23 protein-coding genes and 1 pseudogene are annotated in these 21,095 nt (G+C 61.6%); 5 read left to right on the top strand and 19 right to left on the bottom strand.

Features of this window, described 5'->3' with window-relative positions; translation table 11 throughout:
* Positions 1–149, top strand: a pseudogene (locus NKH23_RS32825) (IS3 family transposase); the annotation flags it as partial.
* Positions 150–153: 4 nt separating this feature from the next.
* Here NKH23_RS32825 and NKH23_RS32820 read toward each other — a convergent pair.
* The 12 genes from NKH23_RS32820 to rpoZ all read right to left on the bottom strand — a co-directional run bounded on the left by NKH23_RS32820 (position 154) and on the right by rpoZ (position 10,009).
* Positions 154–1,227 (bottom strand): porin, encoded by a 1,074-nt coding sequence (locus NKH23_RS32820; RefSeq protein WP_353025471.1) that lies wholly within the window; start codon positions 1,225–1,227, stop codon positions 154–156.
* On the bottom strand, positions 1,224–1,475 hold the full coding sequence (locus NKH23_RS32815; protein WP_353025472.1) for a hypothetical protein: 252 nt from the start codon (positions 1,473–1,475) through the stop codon (positions 1,224–1,226). Before NKH23_RS32815 ends, NKH23_RS32820 begins: the two co-directional genes overlap by 4 nt.
* A 176-nt stretch (positions 1,476–1,651) precedes the next feature.
* Positions 1,652–2,278 (bottom strand): antitoxin Xre/MbcA/ParS-like domain-containing protein, encoded by a 627-nt coding sequence (locus tag NKH23_RS32810; RefSeq protein WP_353016335.1) that lies wholly within the window; start codon positions 2,276–2,278, stop codon positions 1,652–1,654.
* Positions 2,279–2,457: 179 nt separating this feature from the next.
* Complete coding sequence (gene era / locus NKH23_RS32805; protein WP_353036466.1) at positions 2,458–3,384, bottom strand: GTPase Era; 927 nt, start codon at positions 3,382–3,384, stop codon at positions 2,458–2,460.
* Positions 3,381–4,106, bottom strand: a complete 726-nt coding sequence (gene rnc / locus NKH23_RS32800) for a ribonuclease III (RefSeq protein WP_352914638.1) — start codon at positions 4,104–4,106, stop codon at positions 3,381–3,383. The genes era and rnc overlap by 4 nt, the downstream gene beginning before the upstream one ends.
* 4 nt (positions 4,107–4,110) lie before the next feature.
* The gene (lepB, locus tag NKH23_RS32795) at positions 4,111–4,860 is read right to left on the bottom strand and encodes a signal peptidase I (protein WP_352914635.1); all 750 of its coding nucleotides are present in this window, start codon (positions 4,858–4,860) and stop codon (positions 4,111–4,113) included.
* A gap of 77 nt (positions 4,861–4,937) precedes the next feature.
* Positions 4,938–5,351, bottom strand: coding sequence for a holo-ACP synthase (gene acpS, locus NKH23_RS32790; protein ID WP_352914632.1), 414 nt, complete (start codon positions 5,349–5,351; stop codon positions 4,938–4,940).
* Complete coding sequence (locus NKH23_RS32785; RefSeq protein WP_023677769.1) at positions 5,348–5,929, bottom strand: DUF2062 domain-containing protein; 582 nt, start codon at positions 5,927–5,929, stop codon at positions 5,348–5,350. The genes acpS and NKH23_RS32785 overlap by 4 nt, the downstream gene beginning before the upstream one ends.
* A gap of 233 nt (positions 5,930–6,162) precedes the next feature.
* The gene (locus NKH23_RS32780) at positions 6,163–6,573 is read right to left on the bottom strand and encodes a VOC family protein (protein ID WP_352914629.1); all 411 of its coding nucleotides are present in this window, start codon (positions 6,571–6,573) and stop codon (positions 6,163–6,165) included.
* Between the two features lie 42 nt (positions 6,574–6,615).
* Positions 6,616–7,194, bottom strand: a complete 579-nt coding sequence (gene pyrE, locus NKH23_RS32775) for an orotate phosphoribosyltransferase (protein ID WP_352914627.1) — start codon at positions 7,192–7,194, stop codon at positions 6,616–6,618.
* 73 nt (positions 7,195–7,267) lie between these two features.
* Complete coding sequence (locus NKH23_RS32770; RefSeq protein WP_352467217.1) at positions 7,268–9,496, bottom strand: RelA/SpoT family protein; 2,229 nt, start codon at positions 9,494–9,496, stop codon at positions 7,268–7,270.
* 111 nt (positions 9,497–9,607) lie between these two features.
* Entirely contained in the window at positions 9,608–10,009 is a 402-nt protein-coding gene (gene rpoZ, locus NKH23_RS32765; RefSeq protein WP_023719890.1) for a DNA-directed RNA polymerase subunit omega, read from the bottom strand.
* A gap of 279 nt (positions 10,010–10,288) precedes the next feature.
* Between rpoZ and NKH23_RS32760 the strand changes: the two genes are divergently transcribed.
* Positions 10,289–10,870: a LabA-like NYN domain-containing protein gene (locus tag NKH23_RS32760; protein ID WP_352848761.1), complete on the top strand. Its 582-nt coding sequence runs from the start codon at positions 10,289–10,291 to the stop codon at positions 10,868–10,870.
* Positions 10,867–11,544, top strand: coding sequence for a uracil-DNA glycosylase (locus tag NKH23_RS32755; protein ID WP_352914624.1), 678 nt, complete (start codon positions 10,867–10,869; stop codon positions 11,542–11,544). Before NKH23_RS32760 ends, NKH23_RS32755 begins: the two co-directional genes overlap by 4 nt.
* A gap of 31 nt (positions 11,545–11,575) precedes the next feature.
* On the opposite strand, the gene NKH23_RS32750 is transcribed toward NKH23_RS32755, so the two are convergent.
* The 5 genes from NKH23_RS32750 to dapA all read right to left on the bottom strand — a co-directional run bounded on the left by NKH23_RS32750 (position 11,576) and on the right by dapA (position 14,825).
* On the bottom strand, positions 11,576–11,872 hold the full coding sequence (locus tag NKH23_RS32750; RefSeq protein ID WP_352914621.1) for a hypothetical protein: 297 nt from the start codon (positions 11,870–11,872) through the stop codon (positions 11,576–11,578).
* A 335-nt stretch (positions 11,873–12,207) separates the two neighbouring features.
* The gene (locus NKH23_RS32745) at positions 12,208–12,435 is read right to left on the bottom strand and encodes a hypothetical protein (RefSeq protein ID WP_352862677.1); all 228 of its coding nucleotides are present in this window, start codon (positions 12,433–12,435) and stop codon (positions 12,208–12,210) included.
* 168 nt (positions 12,436–12,603) lie between these two features.
* Positions 12,604–13,332: a GH25 family lysozyme gene (locus NKH23_RS32740; protein ID WP_352914619.1), complete on the bottom strand. Its 729-nt coding sequence runs from the start codon at positions 13,330–13,332 to the stop codon at positions 12,604–12,606.
* A gap of 106 nt (positions 13,333–13,438) precedes the next feature.
* The gene (smpB, locus tag NKH23_RS32735; RefSeq protein WP_023768487.1) at positions 13,439–13,918 is read right to left on the bottom strand and encodes an SsrA-binding protein SmpB; all 480 of its coding nucleotides are present in this window, start codon (positions 13,916–13,918) and stop codon (positions 13,439–13,441) included.
* 25 nt (positions 13,919–13,943) lie between these two features.
* Positions 13,944–14,825 carry a 4-hydroxy-tetrahydrodipicolinate synthase gene (gene dapA, locus NKH23_RS32730; protein ID WP_352914617.1) on the bottom strand — a complete coding sequence of 294 codons (882 nt, stop codon included), beginning with the start codon at positions 14,823–14,825 and terminating at the stop codon, positions 13,944–13,946.
* 327 nt (positions 14,826–15,152) lie between these two features.
* On the opposite strand from dapA, the gene NKH23_RS32725 reads away from it, so the two are divergent.
* Together NKH23_RS32725 and NKH23_RS32720 are read left to right on the top strand one after the other, a co-directional pair.
* Complete coding sequence (locus NKH23_RS32725; RefSeq protein ID WP_352914660.1) at positions 15,153–17,186, top strand: lytic transglycosylase domain-containing protein; 2,034 nt, start codon at positions 15,153–15,155, stop codon at positions 17,184–17,186.
* A gap of 158 nt (positions 17,187–17,344) precedes the next feature.
* A complete protein-coding gene (locus NKH23_RS32720) occupies positions 17,345–18,238 on the top strand; it encodes an alpha/beta fold hydrolase (RefSeq protein ID WP_353036464.1) in 894 nt (297 codons plus the stop codon).
* 319 nt (positions 18,239–18,557) lie between these two features.
* Here the strand turns inward: NKH23_RS32720 and NKH23_RS32715 are convergent, their stop codons facing one another.
* Positions 18,558–19,616: a tyrosine-type recombinase/integrase gene (locus NKH23_RS32715; RefSeq protein ID WP_502908357.1), complete on the bottom strand. Its 1,059-nt coding sequence runs from the start codon at positions 19,614–19,616 to the stop codon at positions 18,558–18,560.
* A gap of 239 nt (positions 19,617–19,855) precedes the next feature.
* Entirely contained in the window at positions 19,856–21,034 is a 1,179-nt protein-coding gene (locus tag NKH23_RS32710; protein ID WP_352717455.1) for a porin, read from the bottom strand.
* Positions 21,035–21,095: the final 61 nt, after the last annotated feature.

The following is a 21,095-nucleotide window of genomic DNA, read 5'->3' as shown; positions in this document are numbered from 1 at the left end:
TCGGATACATCACGCCTGCGGCTTATGCCGCCAATCTCACCGCAACGGACGATCGGCTGCGCAACCCCGACCAGCTCCGCCGATCACCCGTTGCTCAACCCGCACCATACGGCGTAAAACCCGCCGAGGCTCTAACTGCAGCCGGATGAAAATTCAGTGGCAGGTCACTTTGACAATTTCATAGGCGATGTTCGCTGCAACGCCGAAGTTCTTGCCTTCGTCATAGGAAAGCTGGGTGTTGAACGAGGTCTTCTCGTTGATGGTGTAGGTGCCACCACCCCAGACCGCCCAGTTGCCGCTCCACTGCTTGTAGAAGCCACGACCGTGGGCGTCGATCGCGTTGCCGGCGTCATCCGTGAGGTTGTCGTCGGTGCCGTAGCCGCCCATGATGAACAGAGACAGGTTGTCCATCGGCTTGATGTCCAGGCGAACCTTGCCGGCCACTTCTTCATAGTTGCTGTCGTAAGCGACGACGCCGGTGATGGCGCCCCAACCCTGCGTGTACTTCACGCCGCCGACGACATGCGGAACGTAGCTGTCGATTGTGCCAATGTCGCCCGCGCCTTCTTCGAGAGAGACCACGGCCGAGAAGCCGTTGCCGGCGTCGAAATAGTACTGGACGACATTGGTGTCGAAGGCACCATACGGAACCAGCGTGTCCTGGATGACGCTGCCGGCGTAGCCGATGAAGGTGTCGAATGCCGATTCGTCCTTACCGACGCGCAGGCCACCGAGCTGGATCCAGGCGAATTTCAACGAAACGCCGGAGTTGCCGGCAGCGTTAGGGTTGAAGAAATCGTCGGTAGAATCAGCCGGAGTACCGTTGTTATTGACGGTGGCGTACCCCTGCCTGTTGCCGAAGTTGAAGCGGGTCTCGGTGTAGGTCTTCAAGGTGCCGAGTTCGGTTTCCTGGCCGGTCCAGGTCTTAAGCGTGAAGCGGGCGTTCTTGCGGTAGGTGTCGTTCTCGTCGCCGTCCTCGTGGTCGCCGGACGTTGCACCATCGAACGAGCCGACATCACCCACGCCGATATCGTAACGGACATAGCCGCCGATGCGCAGGCAGGTCTCGGTGCCGGGGATGTAGAAGTAGCCAGCGCCGTAGACGTCGCAGATCTTGACGTATTCAGCGGGTTCCGGCTCGGCGACGACGACGGCGTCGGCGGCGCGCGCACCGGAAACTGCGATCAGTGCCGCAGCGGAGCCGAGAAGAAGGCTCTTGATGTTCATTTTCTGACCTCTCCAGTCAAAGTTAAAAATGGTTTCGAATTTTGTGGCTGAACAGCAGCATTCCCCGCCTCACCCCAGATCGAAAAAGGCTCGCACCGCTCCCCCTTTTCGGCGGCGAACATACCCATCCGCGCTTGATCCTCAATGACTATTCCAGAAATAATGATGGTTTTTGCAACAGAATAACTCCGTGTTGCACAAATATCACGTGCATTTAATTCCCCAGACTGAAATGACACAAATGGCACATTGTCACCTTAAGTTAGAAGAGTACTTTTACGTTAGCCGGCTGTACAATTGCAGCCCAACGTTTTATCTGTCCATCTAGAAAATTCGAAGGGCAGAAGGAAGTTAAGCCAGCTTCATACGTGCTTCGTGCTGAGCAGCAACGACAACATCCGCCACCAAATCCTGTTTAAGCAACTCAATTGGAATACGGCCGTCGAGCACGGCGGCGGGGCCGATCAGCCAGTGCCATGCGCGCCGCGGATTCGGCATTGCAGACAACACTTCCGGATGCCGGCCTGCCATCGACGAACTGCGCCAGCGGAAACACATGTTTGCGGCCACCGGTCCGCAAGGCGACAACCCTACAGCTCCGCTGCCAACGATGCAGGGTCGAACGCGATATGCCGAAATTGTCTTCCAGGAATGTCGGTCCAGCCACCCGCCCCGCCCAGTCCTCCACCCGCATCGAATCGATGTCGTCTCTTCCGGCAGGCCGGCTTGGGACCTGTATGCTCCGGTCTCCAAACGCCGATGAGGCGGACGCCTCGGTGGTTTGGCCGGCGGCTTCCGCTGCCAGGAGCCTCACCAGCTGCAATACCCTGTCAGGCAATCTCTCCTGCATGGTATCGATCGCCCTGATGTCCGTCGGCGCAAGCAAGGCGACGGCGGCGGCAACGGCGCCGGCGACCCTGCCCGCTGCGACGATCGCATCACTGTTCGTCACCTCATTTTGCCGCGCCAGCACGCGCTGGATCTCAACAGCGACGGCGTTTGCAAACTCGGTCTGACGGTTGGGGTCGATGCGATTCCAAGTCCTGGTCATGTCCTAAATCTGGCTGCTTGCCCGTCGGTTCCGTGTTGCTCGGAAGTGGGTCTTTCGCAGAGCCTATAAGGAGCGTGTATGACGGAGGGACGACGAACGAGAACCGTCCAAGCGGCGACGTAAGGACCGGTCTGACCGCCTGTTGTATCAGAGCCGCGCGGTTTGACCTTAGCCGATCTCTACTGCGGAAATTCGAGCCCCATTTCACGGTAGCGCTCGGGATCGTCGCCCCAGTTCTCGCGCACCTTGACGAACAGGAAGAGGTGCACCTTCTGCTCGAGTATGCCTGCTATTTCCATGCGCGCCGCCTGGCCGATGGCGCGGATCGTCTCGCCCTTATGGCCGAGCACGATCTTCTTCTGGCTGTCGCGCTCGACATAGATGGTCTGGTCGATGCGCACCGAGCCGTCCTTCTTCTCTTCCCATTTCTCGGTCTCGATGTGGGAGGAATAAGGCAGTTCCTGATGCAGCCTGAGATAGAGCTTTTCGCGGGTGATCTCGGCCGCGAGCTGGCGCATCGGCAGGTCGGAGATCTGGTCTTCCGGGTAGTACCAGGGTCCGGCCGGCAAGGTCTCGGCGAGATAGTCGAGCAGGTCCTTGCAGCCGGACCCGGTCAGCGCCGAAACCATGAAGGTGCGCTTGAACGGCACCCTTTCGTTGGCTGCCGCCGACAATGCCAGCAACGTCTCGTGCTTGACCCGATCGACCTTGTTGAGGATCAATACCGTCGGCTGCCGAACATCCTTCAGCCGCTCGAGGATGGCGTCGGCATCGCCCCGGATGCCGCGCTCGGCATCGATCAAGAGCAGCACGATATCGGCGTCCTTGGCACCGCCCCAGGCTGTGGTCACCATCGCGGTGTCCAGCCGGCGCTTCGGCTTGAATATGCCCGGCGTGTCGACGAAGACGATCTGCGCGTTGTTGTGGGTGGCAATGCCGCGCACGATGGCGCGGGTGGTCTGCACCTTGTGCGTCACAATCGACACCTTGGCGCCGACCAATTGGTTGACCAGCGTCGATTTCCCCGCATTGGGCGCGCCGATCAGCGCGACGAAGCCGGAGCGGGTAGCGGGAGCTTCTGTTGCCGGAGCTTCGGTGGCGATCATGCGGCACTCCCTTGATTGAGCCAGACGCCTTCCCGCTGCAGAAGTGCCGCGGCTGCAGCCTGCTCCGCCTCGCGCTTGGAGCGCCCGCTGCCGGTCGCCGGCGGATAGGCGCCGACCTTGACGCTGACGGTGAACAGCGGATCGTGGTCCGGTCCCTCGCGGCTGTCGATTATGTAAACTGGCACTGCGCCCGCCGCCTGATGCGCCCATTCCTGAAGTTCGGTCTTCGCATCGCGGCGGGCGGCGTCGATGGCTTGCGAGCGCGGCTGCCAGTATCTGTGGATGAAGGCGCGGGCCGCTTCCAACCCGCCGTCGAGATAGAGCACGGCGATCAACGATTCCAATGCATCGGCGCGCAGATTGACGCGCTTGCGGCCATCGAGGCCGCGTACGTCCGAACCGGCGCGAATAAGTTCCGGCAGGCCGATCTCCTCGGCGATCTCCGCCAGGGCCTCGGCGTTGACCAGCGCGTTCAATCTCAGCGATAGCTCACCCTCGGCGGCATCGGGAAATGCCGCCAGCAGCATATCGGCAACGACAAGGCCGAGAACGCGGTCGCCCAGGAATTCGAAACGTTCGTAGTCGATGCCGGCGTGACTGCCGCGAGCGCTGGCATGTGTCAGCGCCCGCTGCAGGCGCTGGTGGTTGCCAAAACTGTGGCCGGTGCGCTCCTTGAGCGCCTCGGCGAGCGCATCGGCGGTCAGCCGTTTCGTCGCCGCCATGGTCCTAATTGACGAAATGGAACAGGCGCGAGGCGCGCATCTGCGACGGCCATTTCCAGATTTCGAGCGGGCTGGCGCTGCCGGCGATCGAGAAGAAGATGAGGTTGGCGCGGCCGACCAAGTTCTCCTCCGGCACGAAGCCGACCGTGAAGCGGCTGTCCGACGAGTTGTCGCGATTGTCGCCCATCATGAAATAGTGACCGGGCGGCACCTTGAACTCTTTGGTATTGTCGCCGATCGAGGCCTGCGTCAGGTCGAGCGTGTCGTAGGTGACGCCGTTCGGCAGCGTCTCGCGATAGACATCGACCGGCCCGTTCTCCTCGGTGATGTCGCGGTTGTCGATCTGCCCGACCTTGACGCGCGGCACGCTCACGTCGTTGATGAAGAGCTGGCCATCCTTGACCTGGATCTTGTCGCCCGGCAGGCCGACGACGCGCTTGATATAATCGACAGAAGGATCCGGCGGAAACTTGAACACCACCACGTCGCCGCGCTTCGGCTCTGAGCCCCAGATGCGGCCCGAAAAGATGTTCGGCCCGAACGGCAGTGAATAGCGGGAGAAGCCGTAGGACCATTTGGTGACGAAGAGATAGTCGCCTTCGAGCAAAGTCGGCCGCATCGACCCGGACGGGATCGAGAACGGCTGGAACAGGAGCGTGCGGATCACCAGCGCAAGCAGCAGGGCCTGGACGATGACGCTGACGGTTTCGCCAAGTCCGCCGGATTTCTTCTGGGTTTTTTCAGCCACGCTCATGTCGTCCTCGATTGTGCGTTGGATGGTATAGAGTCTCGGCGCGCGCTGGGCAACGTCATGCCGGTGGTCAGATGCAATCAATGTGGCGCTTCTTCGACCGGCAACGCTTCAATGATCACAAAGGCTTGAGCGAGCGGAAAATCATCGGTTATTGTGAGGTGGATCACGGCGCGGTGCCCTTCAGGCAGGATTTCGTCCAGCCGCGCTGCCGCCCCGTTGGTCAGCGCCATGGTCGGCTTGCCGCTGGCCAGGTTGACGACCCCCATGTCGCGCCAGAACACACCCTGCGCCATACCGGTGCCCAATGCCTTGGCACAGGCTTCCTTGGCGGCGAAACGCTTGGCGAAGGAGGCCGCACGCGCCGCGCGGTTTTCGGAGCGCGCCTGTTCGATCTCAGTGTAGATGCGTTGGATGAAGCGCTGGCCATGACGTTCCAGCGACTTCTCGATGCGTCTGATGTCGATGAGGTCGCTGCCGATACCGATAATCATTCGGCAGGAACTTCCGGCCCGGTTTTTCCAGCCTTTGCGGCTCTTTCGGCCAGACGCTTGCGGCGCTGCTCGTGGAAAGTGACCATGCCCCAGCGGGTGATGCCGTAAAACAGCAGGCCGAAAACCAGGCCGAGCGGTATCGCGCCGATTGTCATCGGCTTCAGCACCGGTCCCCACAACTGCGCAAAGGAAAGATTATGCAGCATGTCGCCAAGATGGGCGGGCGGGCCATGCGCCGGCAGGTGTTCATGCAGGATCAGCTTGCCGACCTCCCAGGAGGCGGCCCATAGCAGCGGAAAGGTCAGGGGGTTGCCGAACACCGTGCCAAGTGCTGCCGCGACCAGATTGCCGGCGATCAGCCAGCACAGGATGGCGGCAATGATGAAGTGGAAGCCAAGCGGGAAAAACGACGCGAATACGCCCGCCGCAACACCGGCGGCCACGGCGTGCGGCGTGGCCCTAAGCCGCAGGATGCGCTTGGAGAAATACCGCAGCGAGCGCGAGAACGAGCGGCGCGGCCACAAATAGGTACGCACCCGCTCGAAAAAACCATCAGGCTTGCGCCGTCGAAAAAGCACTCTGTTCCTGTTCCTAGTTCCATTAATGACTTCGCGCCGGCTTTTCCCAGCCAGGGCGCGACAGCCCCATGCTGCGCTCTGCGGTCGCCGAAAAGCAACTACGACTTTGATATAGCGATGCGCTGGCCGAAGAACAACGAGGCCGAGGGCATCCGCTCGGCGGCCGGTCGCGCCAGCCCTGGGTGTCGCCGTTCTGAACAGGGTATGATCGCGGCGAATTTAAGGAGCGCCGCTTAGGATCGATATTCGCTGACCTCGACGAGGTTGCCATCCGGGTCACGGAAATAGACCGACATCATCGCGCCACGAGCGCCGACACGCTCGACGGGGCCGACCTCTATCACCACGCCATTGGCGGCGAGGCTGGCACATATCTCGACGAGCGGCCGGGCGGCAATCAAGCAGAAATCTCCGGCGCCCGGCGTCGGCGCCTTGGCCTTCGGCTCGAAGGTACGCCCGACCTGATGCACATTGATCTTTTGCGTTCCAAACAGCAGCGCCGTTGGTCGGTCCGGCTCGTCGAGGCGCTCGAAGCCAAGCACGCGCTGATAGAAGGCGCAGGTATCGTCCACCGAACGAACTGTCAGCACGAAATGATCGATGCCGGCAATCACGGCAGCGCCTCTTGACTTGTTTTTATGCATGTCGTTGTCCCAAAACCACCGCACACTTTTGGGCGACATGCATTAGATATTGCGGCTGCCCGGCTTGATCGCCGGTATGGCGGCGAGTTCGGGCGGCAGCCTGTCGGCCGGATAGGCCGGAACTTCATATTCGGCGAGCGCGATCAGCGGCACGCCGACATCGGTTTTGCCGGCCGAGCGGTCGATGATGCATGCAGCGGCAACGACATCGGCGCCAAGGCCGCGCAGGCAGTCGATGGTCTCGCGGATCGACAGGCCGGTGGTGACGATGTCCTCGACAATGACAACGCGCGATCCCTTGGCGATCTCGAAGCGGCGCAGCCTGAATTCGCCCCCTTCCCGCTCGACCCAGATCGCCGGCGCACCAAGATGGCGCGAGGTCTCATAGGCCGGGATCAGCCCGCCGATTGCGGGACCGACGACGTAGTCGATCCTGCCGGGCACGCCAGCGCGGATCTTTTCGGCCAGCGCCTTGCACAAGCGCTCGGTCTTGTCGGCATGCATGAAAACGCGCGCCTTTTGCAGGAAGACCGGGCTGCGCAGGCCCGACGTCAGGATGAAATGCCCTTCGAGAACGGCGCCTGCCTCGCGGAAAATGCCCAGCACTTCATCGGTGTTCATTGTTCGCTCCATGCCCATGGTGAATGGTGAATGGTGAATGGTAGTGAGAGCACCCTCTTTCACTATTCACGATTCACCCATTCACGCGTCGCGCGTCGCTGACGCTCGAATTGTCCTTTAGCTGCGACAGCAGCCGGTTCAAGTGCTTCAGATCCCACACTTCGAGATCGATCAGCATTTCTGTGAAATCGGGCGCGGTGCGCACCATCGACAAAGTGTGGATGTTGGCATCGTTGGATGCGACGACCTGTGCAATGTCGGCCAGCGAACCCGGTGCGTTGATGGCGGTGACCGAGACGCGCGCCGGGAATCGCTCCTTGGTGCGCTCGTCAATATCCCAACGCACATCGATCCAGCGCTCTGGCTGGTCGTCGAAGGCCTGCAGCGCCGGCGACTGGATCGGATAGATGGTGATACCGGTTCCCGGCTGCACGATGCCGACGATGCGGTCGCCTGGCACTGCCCCCTCCGGCGCGAAGCGCACCGGCAGATCGCCGCGCACACCGCGGATCGGCACCGCGTCGTCGCGCTGCTGGTTCTTGTCCTTGCGCGCGGCGCGGCCGGGAATCTGGAACAGCATGCCGGCGGCGTTGCGGATCTTCGACCAACCCTCCTCGCGCTGCTTGGGCGCGACCAGCGTGACGCGCTCGTCCTTGTAGTCGGGAAATACCGCCTTCATGACATCGGTGGAGGCAAGTTCGCCACGGCCGACCGAGGCCAGCACATCCTCGATATCCTTGCGCGCCAGCCGGTGCAGCACCGGCTTCAGATTTTCCTTGGTAAAGGTCTTGCCGGACCGTTCGAAGGCACGCTCCAGAATTCGGATACCGAGACCCGAATATTGCTTGCGGATAGCGTTCTTGGTGGCGCGGCGGATGGCCGAGCGCGCCTTGCCGGTAACGACCACCGATTCCCACGCCGCCGGTGGCACCTGCGCCTTCGAGCGGATGATCTCGACCTCGTCGCCGTTCTTCAGCTCCGTCATCAGCGGCATGATGCGGCCATTGACCTTGGCGCCGACGCAAGTGTCGCCGACATCGGTGTGGACGGCATAGGCAAAGTCGATCGGCGTGGCGCCGCGCGGCAGCGCGATCAGCATGCCCTTCGGCGTGAAGCAGAATACCTGGTCCTGGAACAGTTCCAGCTTGGTGTTTTCGAGGAAGTCCTCGGGATTGTCGCCTTCGGCAAGCTGCTCGATGGTCCGCCGCAGCCACGCATAGGCATTGGTTTCCTTCGAGATCGCATGGGCGGCACCATTCATCTTGCCGCCGGTATCCTTATAGATCGAATGAGCGGCGACGCCGTATTCGGCGATCTTGTTCATCTGGTAGGTGCGGATCTGCAATTCGACGCGCTGGCGCGATGGGCCGACGATGGTGGTGTGGATCGAGCGGTAGTCGTTCTGCTTCGGCGTCGAGATGTAATCCTTGAAGCGGCCGGGCACCATCGACCAGGTGGTGTGGATGGCGCCAAGCGCGCGATAGCAGTCCTCGACCGTCTCGACAACGACGCGGAAGCCGAAAATGTCGGACAGCTGCTCGAACGACAGCGCCTTGGCTTCCATCTTGCGGAATACCGACCACGGCTTCTTCTGCCGGCTTTTGACCTCGGCCTTGATCGAATATTTGTCGAACAGCGTGGACAGCGCCTTCTCGATCTCGGACAGCACGCCCTTGTTGCGCTCGAAGATTTCGGCGAGCCGTGCGGTGACGGCGCGATAGGCTTCGGGATTGATGAAGCGGAAGGCGATCTCCTCCAGCTCCTCGCGCATGCCCTGCATGCCCATGCGGCCGGCCAGCGGCGCGTAGATGTCCATCGTCTCTTCGGCAATGCGCAGGCGCTTGGCTTCCGGCACATGGTCGAGGGTGCGCATATTGTGCAGGCGGTCGGCGAGCTTGACCAGAAGCACGCGCACGTCTTCCGAGATCGCGAGCAACAGCTTGCGCAGGTTCTCCGCCTGCTCGGCCTTCTTGGAGACGAGATCGAGCTTCTTCAGCTTGGTCAGGCCTTCGACCAGCTTGCCCATTTCGGGGCCGAACAATTCGTCGATCTCGGCTCTGGTCGCCGTGGTGTCCTCGATCGTGTCGTGCAGCAGCGCAACGGCGATCGTCGCCTCGTCCATGTGCATTTCGGTGAGGATGGCGGCGACTTCGAGCGGATGCGAAAAATAGGGGTCGCCGGAGGCGCGTTTCTGGTGGCCATGCTTCTGCATGGCGTAGACATAGGCCTTGTTGAGCAGCGCCTCGTTGACGTCAGGCTTGTAGCGCTGGACGCGCTCGACAAGCTCATACTGACGCATCATGGGCGGGATCTCGCAATGCTGAAATGAATCATGCGCCGCACTGGCGTACGGCGCATGTCATAGATAGCCACGAAACTGCCGACGCGAAAGTGTCGGCAGTTATTGCTAAGATCAATAATCGTCGCTTTTTTCCGGCGGTACCAGACCTTCGATGCCGGCCAACAGGTCTTCTTCGGTCATGCGATCGAAGGTGACGTTGTCCTCGGCGTCGTCGGCATCGGTGGCCGCAACGGCACTGCCGGTCTGGTCGGCAATCGCCTCGCCGTCGGCTTCCGGCTCGTCGACCTCGACATGCTTCTGCAGCGAATGGATGAGATCTTCCTTGAGGTCGTCCGGCGACAGCGTCTCGTCGGCGATTTCGCGGAGCGCAACGACCGGATTCTTGTCGTTGTCGCGCGGTACAGTGATCTGCGCGCCCTGGCTGATCTGACGGGCGCGGTGGCCGGCCAGGAGCACCAGCTCGAAGCGGTTGTCGACCTTGTCGATGCAATCTTCAACGGTTACGCGGGCCATGAGTTGCCCCTTTCATGCCTGGATTTGATGGAAAACAGGCGCGGTCCATAACCCGAACGCCGCCAAAATACAAGCTTTTATGGCGGTGCGCAGCTCTGACGCGGGCCGCCTGCGACGACGCAGCGCCGATCACAATTGCTTGCGGTGCCGCATGGTGCCTTGGATTGCCGTAAAACTGGCGTTATCTCGAACGATGAAGGCCAACAGGTCTATTATCAGACCGGCCGATAGTCGCCACGCATTTAGACGACCGCTTATTTCGAAAAAGGACATTTTTCCATGTTCGATCCTCGTGAAAAAATCGCTCTCTTTATCGACGGTGCCAATCTCTACGCCACCTCGCGCGCGCTGGGTTTTGACATCGACTACCGCAAACTTCTGTCGAGCTTCCAGAAACGCGGCTATCTGCTGCGCGCCTATTACTACACCGCGCTGGTCGAGGATCAGGAATACTCCTCGATACGGCCGCTGATCGACTGGCTCGATTATAACGGCTTCAAGGTGGTGACCAAGCCGGCCAAGGAATTCACCGACTCGACCGGCCGGCGCAAGATCAAGGGCAATATGGATATCGAGCTGACCGTCGATGCGCTGGAGCTTGCCGACGTCGTCGACCATTATGTCATCTTCTCAGGCGACGGCGATTTCCGTACGCTGGTCGAGGCGCTGCAGCGGCGCGGGCGCAAGGTTTCGATCGTCTCGACCATGGCTTCGCAGCCGCCGATGATCTCCGACGATCTGCGCCGCCAGGCCGACCATTTCATCGACTTGATGGCGCTCAAGAATGAAGTCGGCCGCGATCCGTCGGAGCGGCCGGTACGCCGGCCCGAGCCGGCCGAAGTCGACGAGGAAGACTATTGACGGTCGTTGCCTTGACCGCGCCCCTGGTCGTCTCGCCCGAACCCGATCGCGACTGCCCGCTCTGCCCACGGCTGCACGACTTCATCGCCGAGTGGCGGCGGCGCGAGCCGTCCTGGTTCAACGCGCCGGTGCCGACCTTTTTGCCGCCGGAAGGCGAGGATGCGGTGCGCTTGCTGATCGTCGGGCTGGCGCCTGGCCTGCGCGGGGCAAACCGGACGGGGCGCCCCTTCACCGGCGATTTTGCCGGCGACCTGCTCTACAACACGCTGATCGCGCACGGCTTTGCGCGCGGCGAATTCAAGGCGCGACCTGATGACGGGCTGGAGCTTGTTGGTACGGCGATTACCAATGCGGTGCGCTGCGTGCCGCCGGATAACAAGCCGGTTGGCGCCGAGATAGCGACCTGCCGGACGTTCCTGGTGCCGACGATTGCGCGGTTTCCAAACCTGCGCGCCGTGCTGGCGCTGGGCTCGATCGCGCACCAGTCGACCGTGCGGGCGCTCGGCCAACGCGTCGCCGCCTATCCGTTCCGGCATGGCGGGCAGCAGCAGGCCAATGGCATCACGCTATTTTCCAGCTATCATTGCTCGCGCTACAACACCAATACCGGCGTGCTGACGGAAACGATGTTCGTTAATATCTTCAGTCAGATAGAAGCTTTTCTGAAGACATAGAGTCAGACGAGGCGCGCCGGCGCACAAGCGCCTAGATTCGGGCAATCGCGAACAACCAGGCCAGGAGATCCAGCAACCACAGAAACAGTGCAAGCTGCAGCGCGACGCGCAGGCGTTGGATGATCCGCCAATTGCTGGCCATGTCGGATTTGATGCGCAGCGCAAGTGCTCGGTGCATCCCATCCATGGTTGCGGGAGGATGCTGATCGACGAAATCCTGGAGCAGCTTCTCGGGATCGAAACGGAACGTATAGTTATAATATGGCCACACCATAATCGCACCAGCAGTCCGATAAGAAGAAGCAATGTCAGCGCCAGCCAGTCCCAAGGCCCTACGCCATCCTGGAGCGCCCTGCCTCCAAGGAGAGAACTCGCGAACGCCGTTGCGAAGATCAGATTGCCGGCGCGCGCATTGAGACTTTCAACCACGCCCTGCTGGTGCTGGAGGCCACGCACCGCCTCCGCATAGACAAATGCTAGGCGGGGGTCGCCGCCATCCGTCGCAGCAGGCGGGGCGTTGCTGTCATTGGTTGATGAAGGGCGCTCCGGCATCAAATGCACTTAGCACGGCGCCGCCTGCGATATGAATAGTTAGCGGAAGCGTAAAAGGCGGGACGGTGACGTTCAACTTTTAGGGGAAACAATGAATCGGGCGGCGATTGATCAATCTACAAAATCCCTTGGAATGTCACCTTTGAACCTCGCAATGGCCTCCTCGACTAACTCCAAAGGAATCTCCTTCCGGTAGAGGGTTACCTCTCGGGTTCGCCTTGTGTCGTCACGGAAAATCTCCAACACGAGGTCGCCTTCAATCCAAAGCTCGATGCCGATTCCGTCCCGGTCGGCTACGTCGCTTGCGACTATCCAAGATTTTTTTGGTGCTGCGGCCATTGGCTAATCCAAAATTATGCGGCCAAGCTAGCGTATCTCCGCCGATGAACTCTGCAAACGGTCGTAAGCTGAACTCAAAACTGAGACGCTATCGAATAGCCGTATTTGTCAAGGCTTCGTCGTTCCGTCTTCGGGCCATTGAGGGTGTTTTAGTGGACGGGAATAGCGTCAATTCGTCGACATCGCTTCAGGCGCTGGGGCAAACAACGCGGCCAGCGTCGCGGGTCCACCCTGGAGAACATTCAGGTCGACGTCGCCGCTGATGCCGTCGACGCGGCCCCGGTTGTGGTACTGCCAGTAGATCCAGTCGTCATGGCCCGGCCGCAGCGCCAGCGAACGCAGCCAGCGCGGGCGGCCGGCTAGCTGCCCGACATAGGCTTGCGCCGCCTCGTCGGTCACATAGAGGATCGCCGTCTTGCCAAACGCCGCCTCGACCGGACCGAGGAAGGCGGAAAGCTCGGCACTCAGCTGTTCGGGAGTTGGCCGCTGCGGGCAATTGCCGCCGAACTCGATGTCTACCACCGGCGGCAGCAAAGGCTGATCGCGCGGCACCACCGAGATGAAGTTGCGTGCCTGATCGGCACCCGGCCTGCAGAAGGTGAAGAAATGATAGGCACCGACGGCAAGGCCGGCGGCGCGGGCCGCGCGCAAATTGGCGGCGAAGGCATCGTCGACATGGTCGCCGCCTTCAGTCGCCTTGATGACGGCGAAAGCGACATCGTCGGCGGCAACACGCCGCCAGTCGATCTGCCGCTGATGATGGGAAACATCGATGCCCCTCACCGGATATTTGCCGCGGTCCGGAGAAAACGTCTTGAAGTAGGTATAGCCGCCGGCCAGGACGAGGCCCGCCAGGAGCAGACCGGCCGCGCTCCACAAGACGATCCGGTTTTTCAACAGAGATCTATCCCCATTGGTCCACCCTGCCCGCCGCTATGGCTCCGGACGTTCGCCGCTCGAAAAGCCAAATCATTGACTTTTCGTCCGCTTCGCGGACTGCTCCTCACCCTCGCTCCTTCAGCAGCCGGCCCTTCTCGCGCGACCAGTCGCGCTGCTTTTCGGTCTCGCGCTTGTCGTGCAGCTTCTTGCCGCGGCCAACGGCGAGCAGCAGCTTGGCACGACCCTGGTCGTTGAAGTAGATCTTCAGCGGCACCAGCGTCATGCCCTCGCGGTCGACGCTTTGCGCCAGCTTGGCCATCTCGCGCTTGTTGAGCAGCAGTTTGCGGCGGCGGCGTGGCTCGTGGTTGAAGCGGTTGGCCTGCAGGTATTCCGGCAAATAGGAGTTGATCAGCCAGATCTCGCCGCCCTCGACCGAGGCGTAGCTGTCCTGGATGTTGGCCTGGCCCTGGCGCAGCGATTTCACTTCGGTACCGGTCAGCACCAGGCCGGCCTCGATCGTGTCGAGCACCTCATAGGAAAACCGCGCCTTACGGTTTTCCGCAACGGTCTTGTTGTTGGGATCGGCTTTTCTGACTTGATTCATGATGCGGAGAGGTGGCGCCTCATCCCTAGTTTATCAAGCCGGCGTGCTTCATCGCCGCGTCGATCTTCTCGGCAGTCGACGGCTCGACCGTCACTAGCGGCGAGCGCAGCACGTTCTCGACCTTGCCCAGCTTCGACAGCGCATACTTCGCGCCGGAAACGCCGGGTTCCAGGAAAATCGCCTTGTGCAGCGGCAACAGACGGTCCTGCAGGTCGAGCGCCTTGGCGCTGTCGCCGGAAAGCGTCGCCTCCTGGAATTCAGCGCAGAGCCTGGGCGCGACATTTGCCGTCACCGAAATACAGCCGACGCCGCCATGCGCGTTGAAGCCGAGCGCCGAGGCGTCTTCGCCGGAGAGCTGGATGAAATCCTTGCCGCAGGTGGCGCGCTGCTCCGAAACCCGCTCGACCTTGCCCGTGGCATCCTTGACGCCGACGATGTTCCTGAAGTCGTGCACCAATTGCCCCATCGTCTCCGGGCTCATGTCGATCACCGAGCGCGGCGGAATGTTGTAGATGATGATCGGCAGGCTGGTCGCCCTGGCGACGGCGGCGAAATGCGCATAGAGGCCGCGCTGCGTCGGCTTGTTGTAATAGGGCGTGACGACCAGGGCCGCGTCGGCGCCCGCCTTCTCGGCATACTGGACCAGGCCAACCGCCTCTTCGGTGTTGTTGGAGCCGGCGCCGGCGACGACCGGAACCCGGCCCTTGGCGACCTCGATGCAGACCTTGACGACCTGGCGGTGCTCGTCATGCGACAGCGTCGGCGACTCGCCGGTGGTGCCGACCGGGACCACGCCCGTCGTGCCTTCGGCGATCTGCCAGGCGATAAACGCGCGAAAGGCTTTCTCGTCGAAACGGCCGCTCTGTTCGAACGGTGTCACGAGCGCGGTCAGCGAGCCTCTCAGCATGTCGTCCAACTCCTTGGGACTAGCGCATGACCCCGAAAATCGCAGTCGATTTTCAGAAAGGATCATGCGCCAAATTTAAAGTGCTACAGCGTCCTTTGCGCGTCTGAGAAGACGCGCGGCGCTGTAGGTGTTTGTCGTGCGCGCCTTCTAGCCGAAAGCGAAGCGGCGCACCATAGTCTCGACATTGTTGCGCGGCAAGCATTGCGCCGGCAATTGCAATTCGAACGACCTCGATGGGGTTTTCTTTACGGGCCCTTCATCACAGACGAATAGGCTTCAATTCATCTGTGCCTGTTGTAGCGTCGAAGAACGGGGATGACCAAATCCATGCCGATCAGGCGGCCTCATCTTTTCGCGCTTATCAGCGCGATCGTCGCGCTGATTCCCGGCGCCGCGATCGGCAGCAGCGTCGATGTGCAGGTCACGTCGGCGATTCCGATGACCGAGCCGCAGAACGATGCGCTGCAGCAGTCGCCGTCCGCCAGCGTCGCGGCGCTGAAGAGCGGTCTCGATGCGCTGGCGGCAAACGACATTCAGCGCGCGCGCCAGGTGCGCGAGGCGCTGCCGGCCAAATCGCTCGACCGGCACATCCTTGCCTGGGCGATCGCGCTCTATGGCGGCGACCAGGTGCCGAGCGGCGACATCGCCGATGCGGCAAAAATGCTGCCGAACTGGCCGGGCACGATCGCCTTGCGCAAGAACAGCGAGCGCGCGCTCTACCGCGAGAACCCCGCGCCACAGGTGGTGGTGCGGGCGTTCGATGGCAGCCAGCCGCTGACCTTCGAGGGCGTGGTGATCCTAGCCCGCTCCTATGTAGCGCTGGGCGATACCAAAGCGGCGCGCTCGGTGCTGTCGCCATTCTGGCGCACCGAAAAGCTCGAAGCCAGGGACGAGGCGACGGTCATCCGCGAGTTCGGCGCGCTGATCCCGGCCGCCGACCATCGCTTCCGCATGGAGCGCATGTTCTATGCCGACCGGGTCGCTTCGGCGCTGCGCGTCGCCGGTCTCGCGGGCGCCCAGCAATTGGCCGATGCCTGGGCGGCAGTCACCAAAGGCGACAAGAACGCGGCCAAGCTGCTGAAGGCGGTGCCGGCAGCGCAGCGGGCGGCCGGCTATCTCTTTGCCGAAGCCGAATATCTGCGCAAGCAACAGAAATTTTCCGACGCTGCCGCGCTGGTGATGAAGGCGCCGGGCGACCGTGACGCTTTGGTCGATCCGGACGCCTGGTGGGTGGAGCGCCGGGTGCTGTCGCGCGAGCTGGTCGACCAGGGCGCCATGAAGACCGCCTACAGAATAGTCGCCGCGCATGCCGCCGAAAGTCCCGCCAATGCTGCCGAGGCGGAATTCCATGCCGGCTGGTACGCGCTGCGCGGCCTCAACGACCCGAGCACCGCCGCCAAGCATTTTGTGCGAATCGCGGAGCTCGCCCAAGGGCCGATGTCGCTGTCGCGCGCCTATTATTGGCTCGGCCGCGCCGCCGAAGTCGGCGGCCCCGGCAATGCCAAGGATTACTTCAGCCGTGCCGCCAGCTACGGCACGACCTTTTACGGCCAGCTTGCCGGCGAACGGGTCGGCCGGCAGACCCTCAACATCGTCTACCCACAGCCGAGTGCCGCCGACCGCCAGAATTTTGCCACCCGCGAGGCGGTCAGCGCCATCGAGCGGCTGCAGGAGGCCGGCTATGACCGCTATGCCGAGACGCTCTACCGCGACCTCGCCGGGCAGCTGAACAGCCCCGGCGAACTGGCGCTGCTTGCGGTGCTGGCGGAAAAACAAGGCAACCATTTCATGGCGCTGAAGGTCGGCAAGATCGCCGGCGCCCGCGGCATCGATGTCGGCGCGCTGTCGCATCCGCTCGGCGTCATTCCCGACACCGCCAACATCTCCGGCTCCGGGAAGGCGCTGGCCTATGCGATTGCCCGCCAGGAAAGCGAGTTCAACATCGGCGCAATCTCCAGCGCCGGCGCGCGCGGGCTGCTGCAGCTAATGCCGGCCACGGCCAAGCAATTGGCGAAGAAGGCCGGCGTGACTTTCTCGCAGGCCCGGCTGACCACCGATGCCGGCTACAATGCAACGCTGGGCGCCGCCTTTCTCGGCGAGCAGCTCGGCCGTTTCGACGGCTCCTACGTGCTGACCTTCGCCGGCTACAATGCCGGCCCCGCCCGCGCCGCCCAGTGGGTGGCGAAATACGGCGATCCGCGCGGCAAGGACGTCGACGCCGTCGTCGACTGGATCGAGCGGATTCCCTATACGGAAACAAGAAGTTACGTTCAGCGCGTGATGGAGAATTACGAGGTCTACAAGATGCGTATCTCCGGCAAGTACGATATTGTCGGGGATTTGGTGAACGGCCGGGGGTGACGACCGGGCTTCAAGCTAAGTCGGGCTGCGATCCTTTGCGCCCCCCTCTGTCCCGCCGATGTCTCGAAGATTCTCAGCGCCGATGCTTCGATTTGACCGTCTCTGCCATCGCCTGTAGCAGTCGGGAACGATCCGGCAACTGCGAGGAAGCGGTCCACATGCCAACCGAGCAGGGTTTTTCCGATTTCTTCTACGCCGCGCCGGACGGGCTGTGCCTGCACGCCCGCATCTACGGCGAAGCGAATTCCGGCCGCTGGCCAGTCGTTTGCCTGCCCGGCCTGACCCGCAATTGCCGTGACTTTCACGAATTGGCGCTTTATCTGTCAGCGCAGACGAAGCGCAAGGTCGTCGCCTACGATTATCGCGGGCGCGGTCAGTCCGCCTACGATGCCGACATCGGCCATTACAATATCGGCATCGAAGCGGGCGATATTCTCGCCGGGCTGGCAGCACTTGGCATCGAGCAGGCTGGCTTCATCGGCACCTCGCGCGGTGGACTGATCATCCATGTGCTCGGGGCGATGCGGCCGGCCGTGCTGAAGGCCATCGTCCTCAACGACATCGGCCCGGTGATCGAGGCGCAAGGTCTCGCCCATATCCGCTCCTATATCGACCTCGCGCCAAGGCCGAAGACGTACGCGGAGGTGGTCCGCGACTTGCGCAGCACCCATGGCGCGGATTTTTCGGCGCTGACCGATGCGGATTGGGAGCGGATGGCGTCAGCCCTTTACCGCAAGACCGAGGAAGGGTTGTTGCCCGATTTCGATTCGAGATTGGTCGACACGCTGGCCGGCCTGGACCTCTCCTCGCCGCTGCCCGACCTGTGGCCGCAGTTCGACGCGCTGGCGGCGATCCCGTTGCTCGTCATACGCGGCGCCAACTCGAAGCTGCTGTCCGCCGAAACGCTCGAGCAGATGCGGACGCGCCATACCGATATCGAGACGATCACCGCCGACGACCAGGGGCATGCACCGTTTCTCGAAACCGGCGGCCTGCCGGGCAAGGTCGCTGGCTTTTTCGATCGGGCGGAGCGACGGGGTGGCGGGAAGTAAATCTCGACCGAGTGAAGTAATTCACGCGCAGGGTTTGCGTCGATCAAAGCATTCCGACGGCCGTTGACAGTTCCGTTGGAATTAGCGGTGAAATAATTTTATCGATGTTGGCGCTGCCCCTCATCCGCCTGCCGGCACCTTCTCCCCGTATAGCGACGGGGAGAAGGGGCTAGCCGGAACGCTGGCGACTAGCGAAATCTTTCGCGAGGGTACCTTTCTCCCCGTCACTATACGGGGAGAAATGCCCGGCAGGGCAATGAGCGGCAGCGCTAACCTGAAGCAACTGCCCTGAAACCCAATGCCAGATCCACCCAAACCGTCAGGATTTGGCGCTTCTCTTCGCGGGCTTTGGGGCCTTGCTTGCGGCCGGCTCGCTTTTTGGTTGCCGCCTTGGCGGAGGTGGAGAAGACAAAGCGCTTGCCCCGCCGCTGTCCGCGCCACTGCACCGCGGCGTCTCCAGCACGGTGACGCAGCCGTCGAGGTCGTTGGTGGCCAGATGGGCGTAACGCATGGTCATCGACAGCGTCTGATGGCCGAGCCACATCTGCACGCGCCTGATGTCGATACCGCCCTGGACAAGACGCGAGGCACAAGTATGGCGCAATATGTGCGGCACGACCTGATCGTCGGCGCCAAGCCCGACTTCGGCCTTGGCATCGTTCCAGATAGCGCGAAACTGCGCCTGGCTGAGCTTGGTGAACGGGCCTTTGGGCCGGCGGCCCTCGGTGGCCGGCAGCTTGATCACTTCTTTTACCCGCTCGGTCATCGGGATGGTGCGGCTGCGGCCGGATTTGGTGATCCAGAAACTGACGCGGTGCTCCTGGATATCGTTCCAGATCAAGCCCAGCGCTTCGCCGAGACGGCAGCCGGTGTCGACGAGAAAGACGGAAAGCCGATAAGCGTCCTCGCTGCGGCTTTTGATGGCGGCGAACAGCCGGGCCTCCTCGTCTCTTTCGAGGAAACGAATCCGTCCCGCCCGCTCCTTCTGGCGGCGGAACTCGGGCAGGCTGTGGATATCCCCCATCTTATGAGCCTTGCGCAGCAGTTTGCTGAGGGCAGCCATCTTCCGGTTGATGGTTGCGTTGCTGTTGCCGCGCTGGCGCAAGGTGCCGATAAGGTTGTCGAGGGTGCTTTGGTCAAAGGCGCTGAAACGCTCCCCAAGGAGGATCTCGTCTATTTCGCCGATGAAGGAGCTGACATTGTATTTATGCCGCCCATCATCCCAAAGTATGTCCCGGTATACTGAAAACAGTTCTCCGATCCTGTGCGACTTTACTTCTCGTATCTTGTTATAACTGTATTTTATCTTTGCAGTTTGAGAAGAAAACATCGAAAAATGATCAGAGGTTCCTCCCTCTTGAATCGCATCATTCGTCATTATTCGCCACACCCCCGAGTGGATAGGCCTAGACCTACCTGCTTGGCGGTGCCCTTTCAAGAGTTTTAAGCGTTGCGGCCGATTTCATCCACCAGTTGGCGGATCCCAACGACATCGTTCCACAACCCTGTTCAGCTACCGAACCCCCTTTCCTTCTGTTTGCCTACCAGTCGCGAAAACAAAAACAGCCCGGACGTTTAAGCGCCCGGGCTGGATTTCACTTGCTTTAAGTCCAGCCCTTAGAACGAGCGCTGGAAGCGGAGGATACCGCCAACGGCGTTTTTCTTGTCGCCCGGGATGCCGGTCCAGTTGTATTCATAGCCGGGCAGCGAGTCGCTATCGATGTGATGGCTGTTATGAGCCCAGTCCACTTCGGCCGTGATCACCAGGCCGGGAACGATTTCGTATTTGATATTGGCCGCGACGCCAGCTTCCTTGGCTTCGTCATACGACGCCTGGAGGTTGAACGTGGTCTTCTCGTTGATGGTGTAGGCACCACCACCCCAGACTGCCCAGTTACCGCCCCACTGCTTGTAGTAGTTGCGCGGGAGGTTGTCGTCAGAGCCGTAGCCGGCCATCAAGAACAGCGACAGGTTCTGCATCGGCGTCACGTCGAGGCGAACCTTGCCGGCCCATTCTTCGAGGCTGCTGTCATAGGCGACAACACCGCTGATGGATCCCCAGCCCTGCGTGTACTTCACGCCGCCAACTACATACGGAACATAGCTGTCGATCGAGTCGTGACCGAGATTGAGGGCGCCGCCGTCAACGACAAAGCCTTCACCGGTTTCCAACGAAGCCACCGCCGAGAAGCCGTTGCCGGCATCGAAGTAGTACTGGACGACATTGGTGTCGAAGCCGCCGTAGGGAACGATCGTATCCTGGATGACGTCGCCGGCGTAGCCAGTGAACGTATTGAAGGCCGTTTCGTCCTTACCGACGCGCAAACCACCGAGCTGGATCCAGGCGAAGTTCAGCGAAACGCCTCTGCTGCCAAAGTTGGAAAAGAGGGTGTCGTCATAGTGACCCGTTCCCCAGTTGAAGCGGGTCTCGGTGTAGGTCTTCAAGGTGCCCATCTCGGTTTCCTGGCCGGTGTAGGTCCTCAGCGTGAAGCGAGCCTGTTTGTAGTAGCCGTCGTTGACGTTGTCTTCGCCATCGAGGGCATCCGACAGGTCCTGGTACCTGGCGCCGTCGAACGAGCCAGCCTGGCCGGCGGAGATGTCATAACGGACGTAGCCGCCGATGCGCAGGCAGATTTCGGTGCCGGGGATGTAGAAGTAGCCAGCGCCGTAGACGTCGCAGATCTTGACGTATTCAGCGGGTTCCGGCTCGGCGACGACGACGGCGTCGGCGGCGCGCGCACCGGAAACTGCGACCAGTGCCGCAGCGGAGCCGAGAAGAAGGCTCTTGATGTTCATTTTCTGACCTCCAGTCAGAATCGAACCAAAGTGCGGAATTGGCGCCGTGTGTTTCGGTAGT

Source organism: Mesorhizobium sp. M1328 (assembly GCF_040318075.1).
Classification (GTDB): Bacteria; Pseudomonadota; Alphaproteobacteria; order Rhizobiales; family Rhizobiaceae; genus Mesorhizobium.
This window is presented reverse-complemented; position numbering and strand designations above follow the sequence as displayed.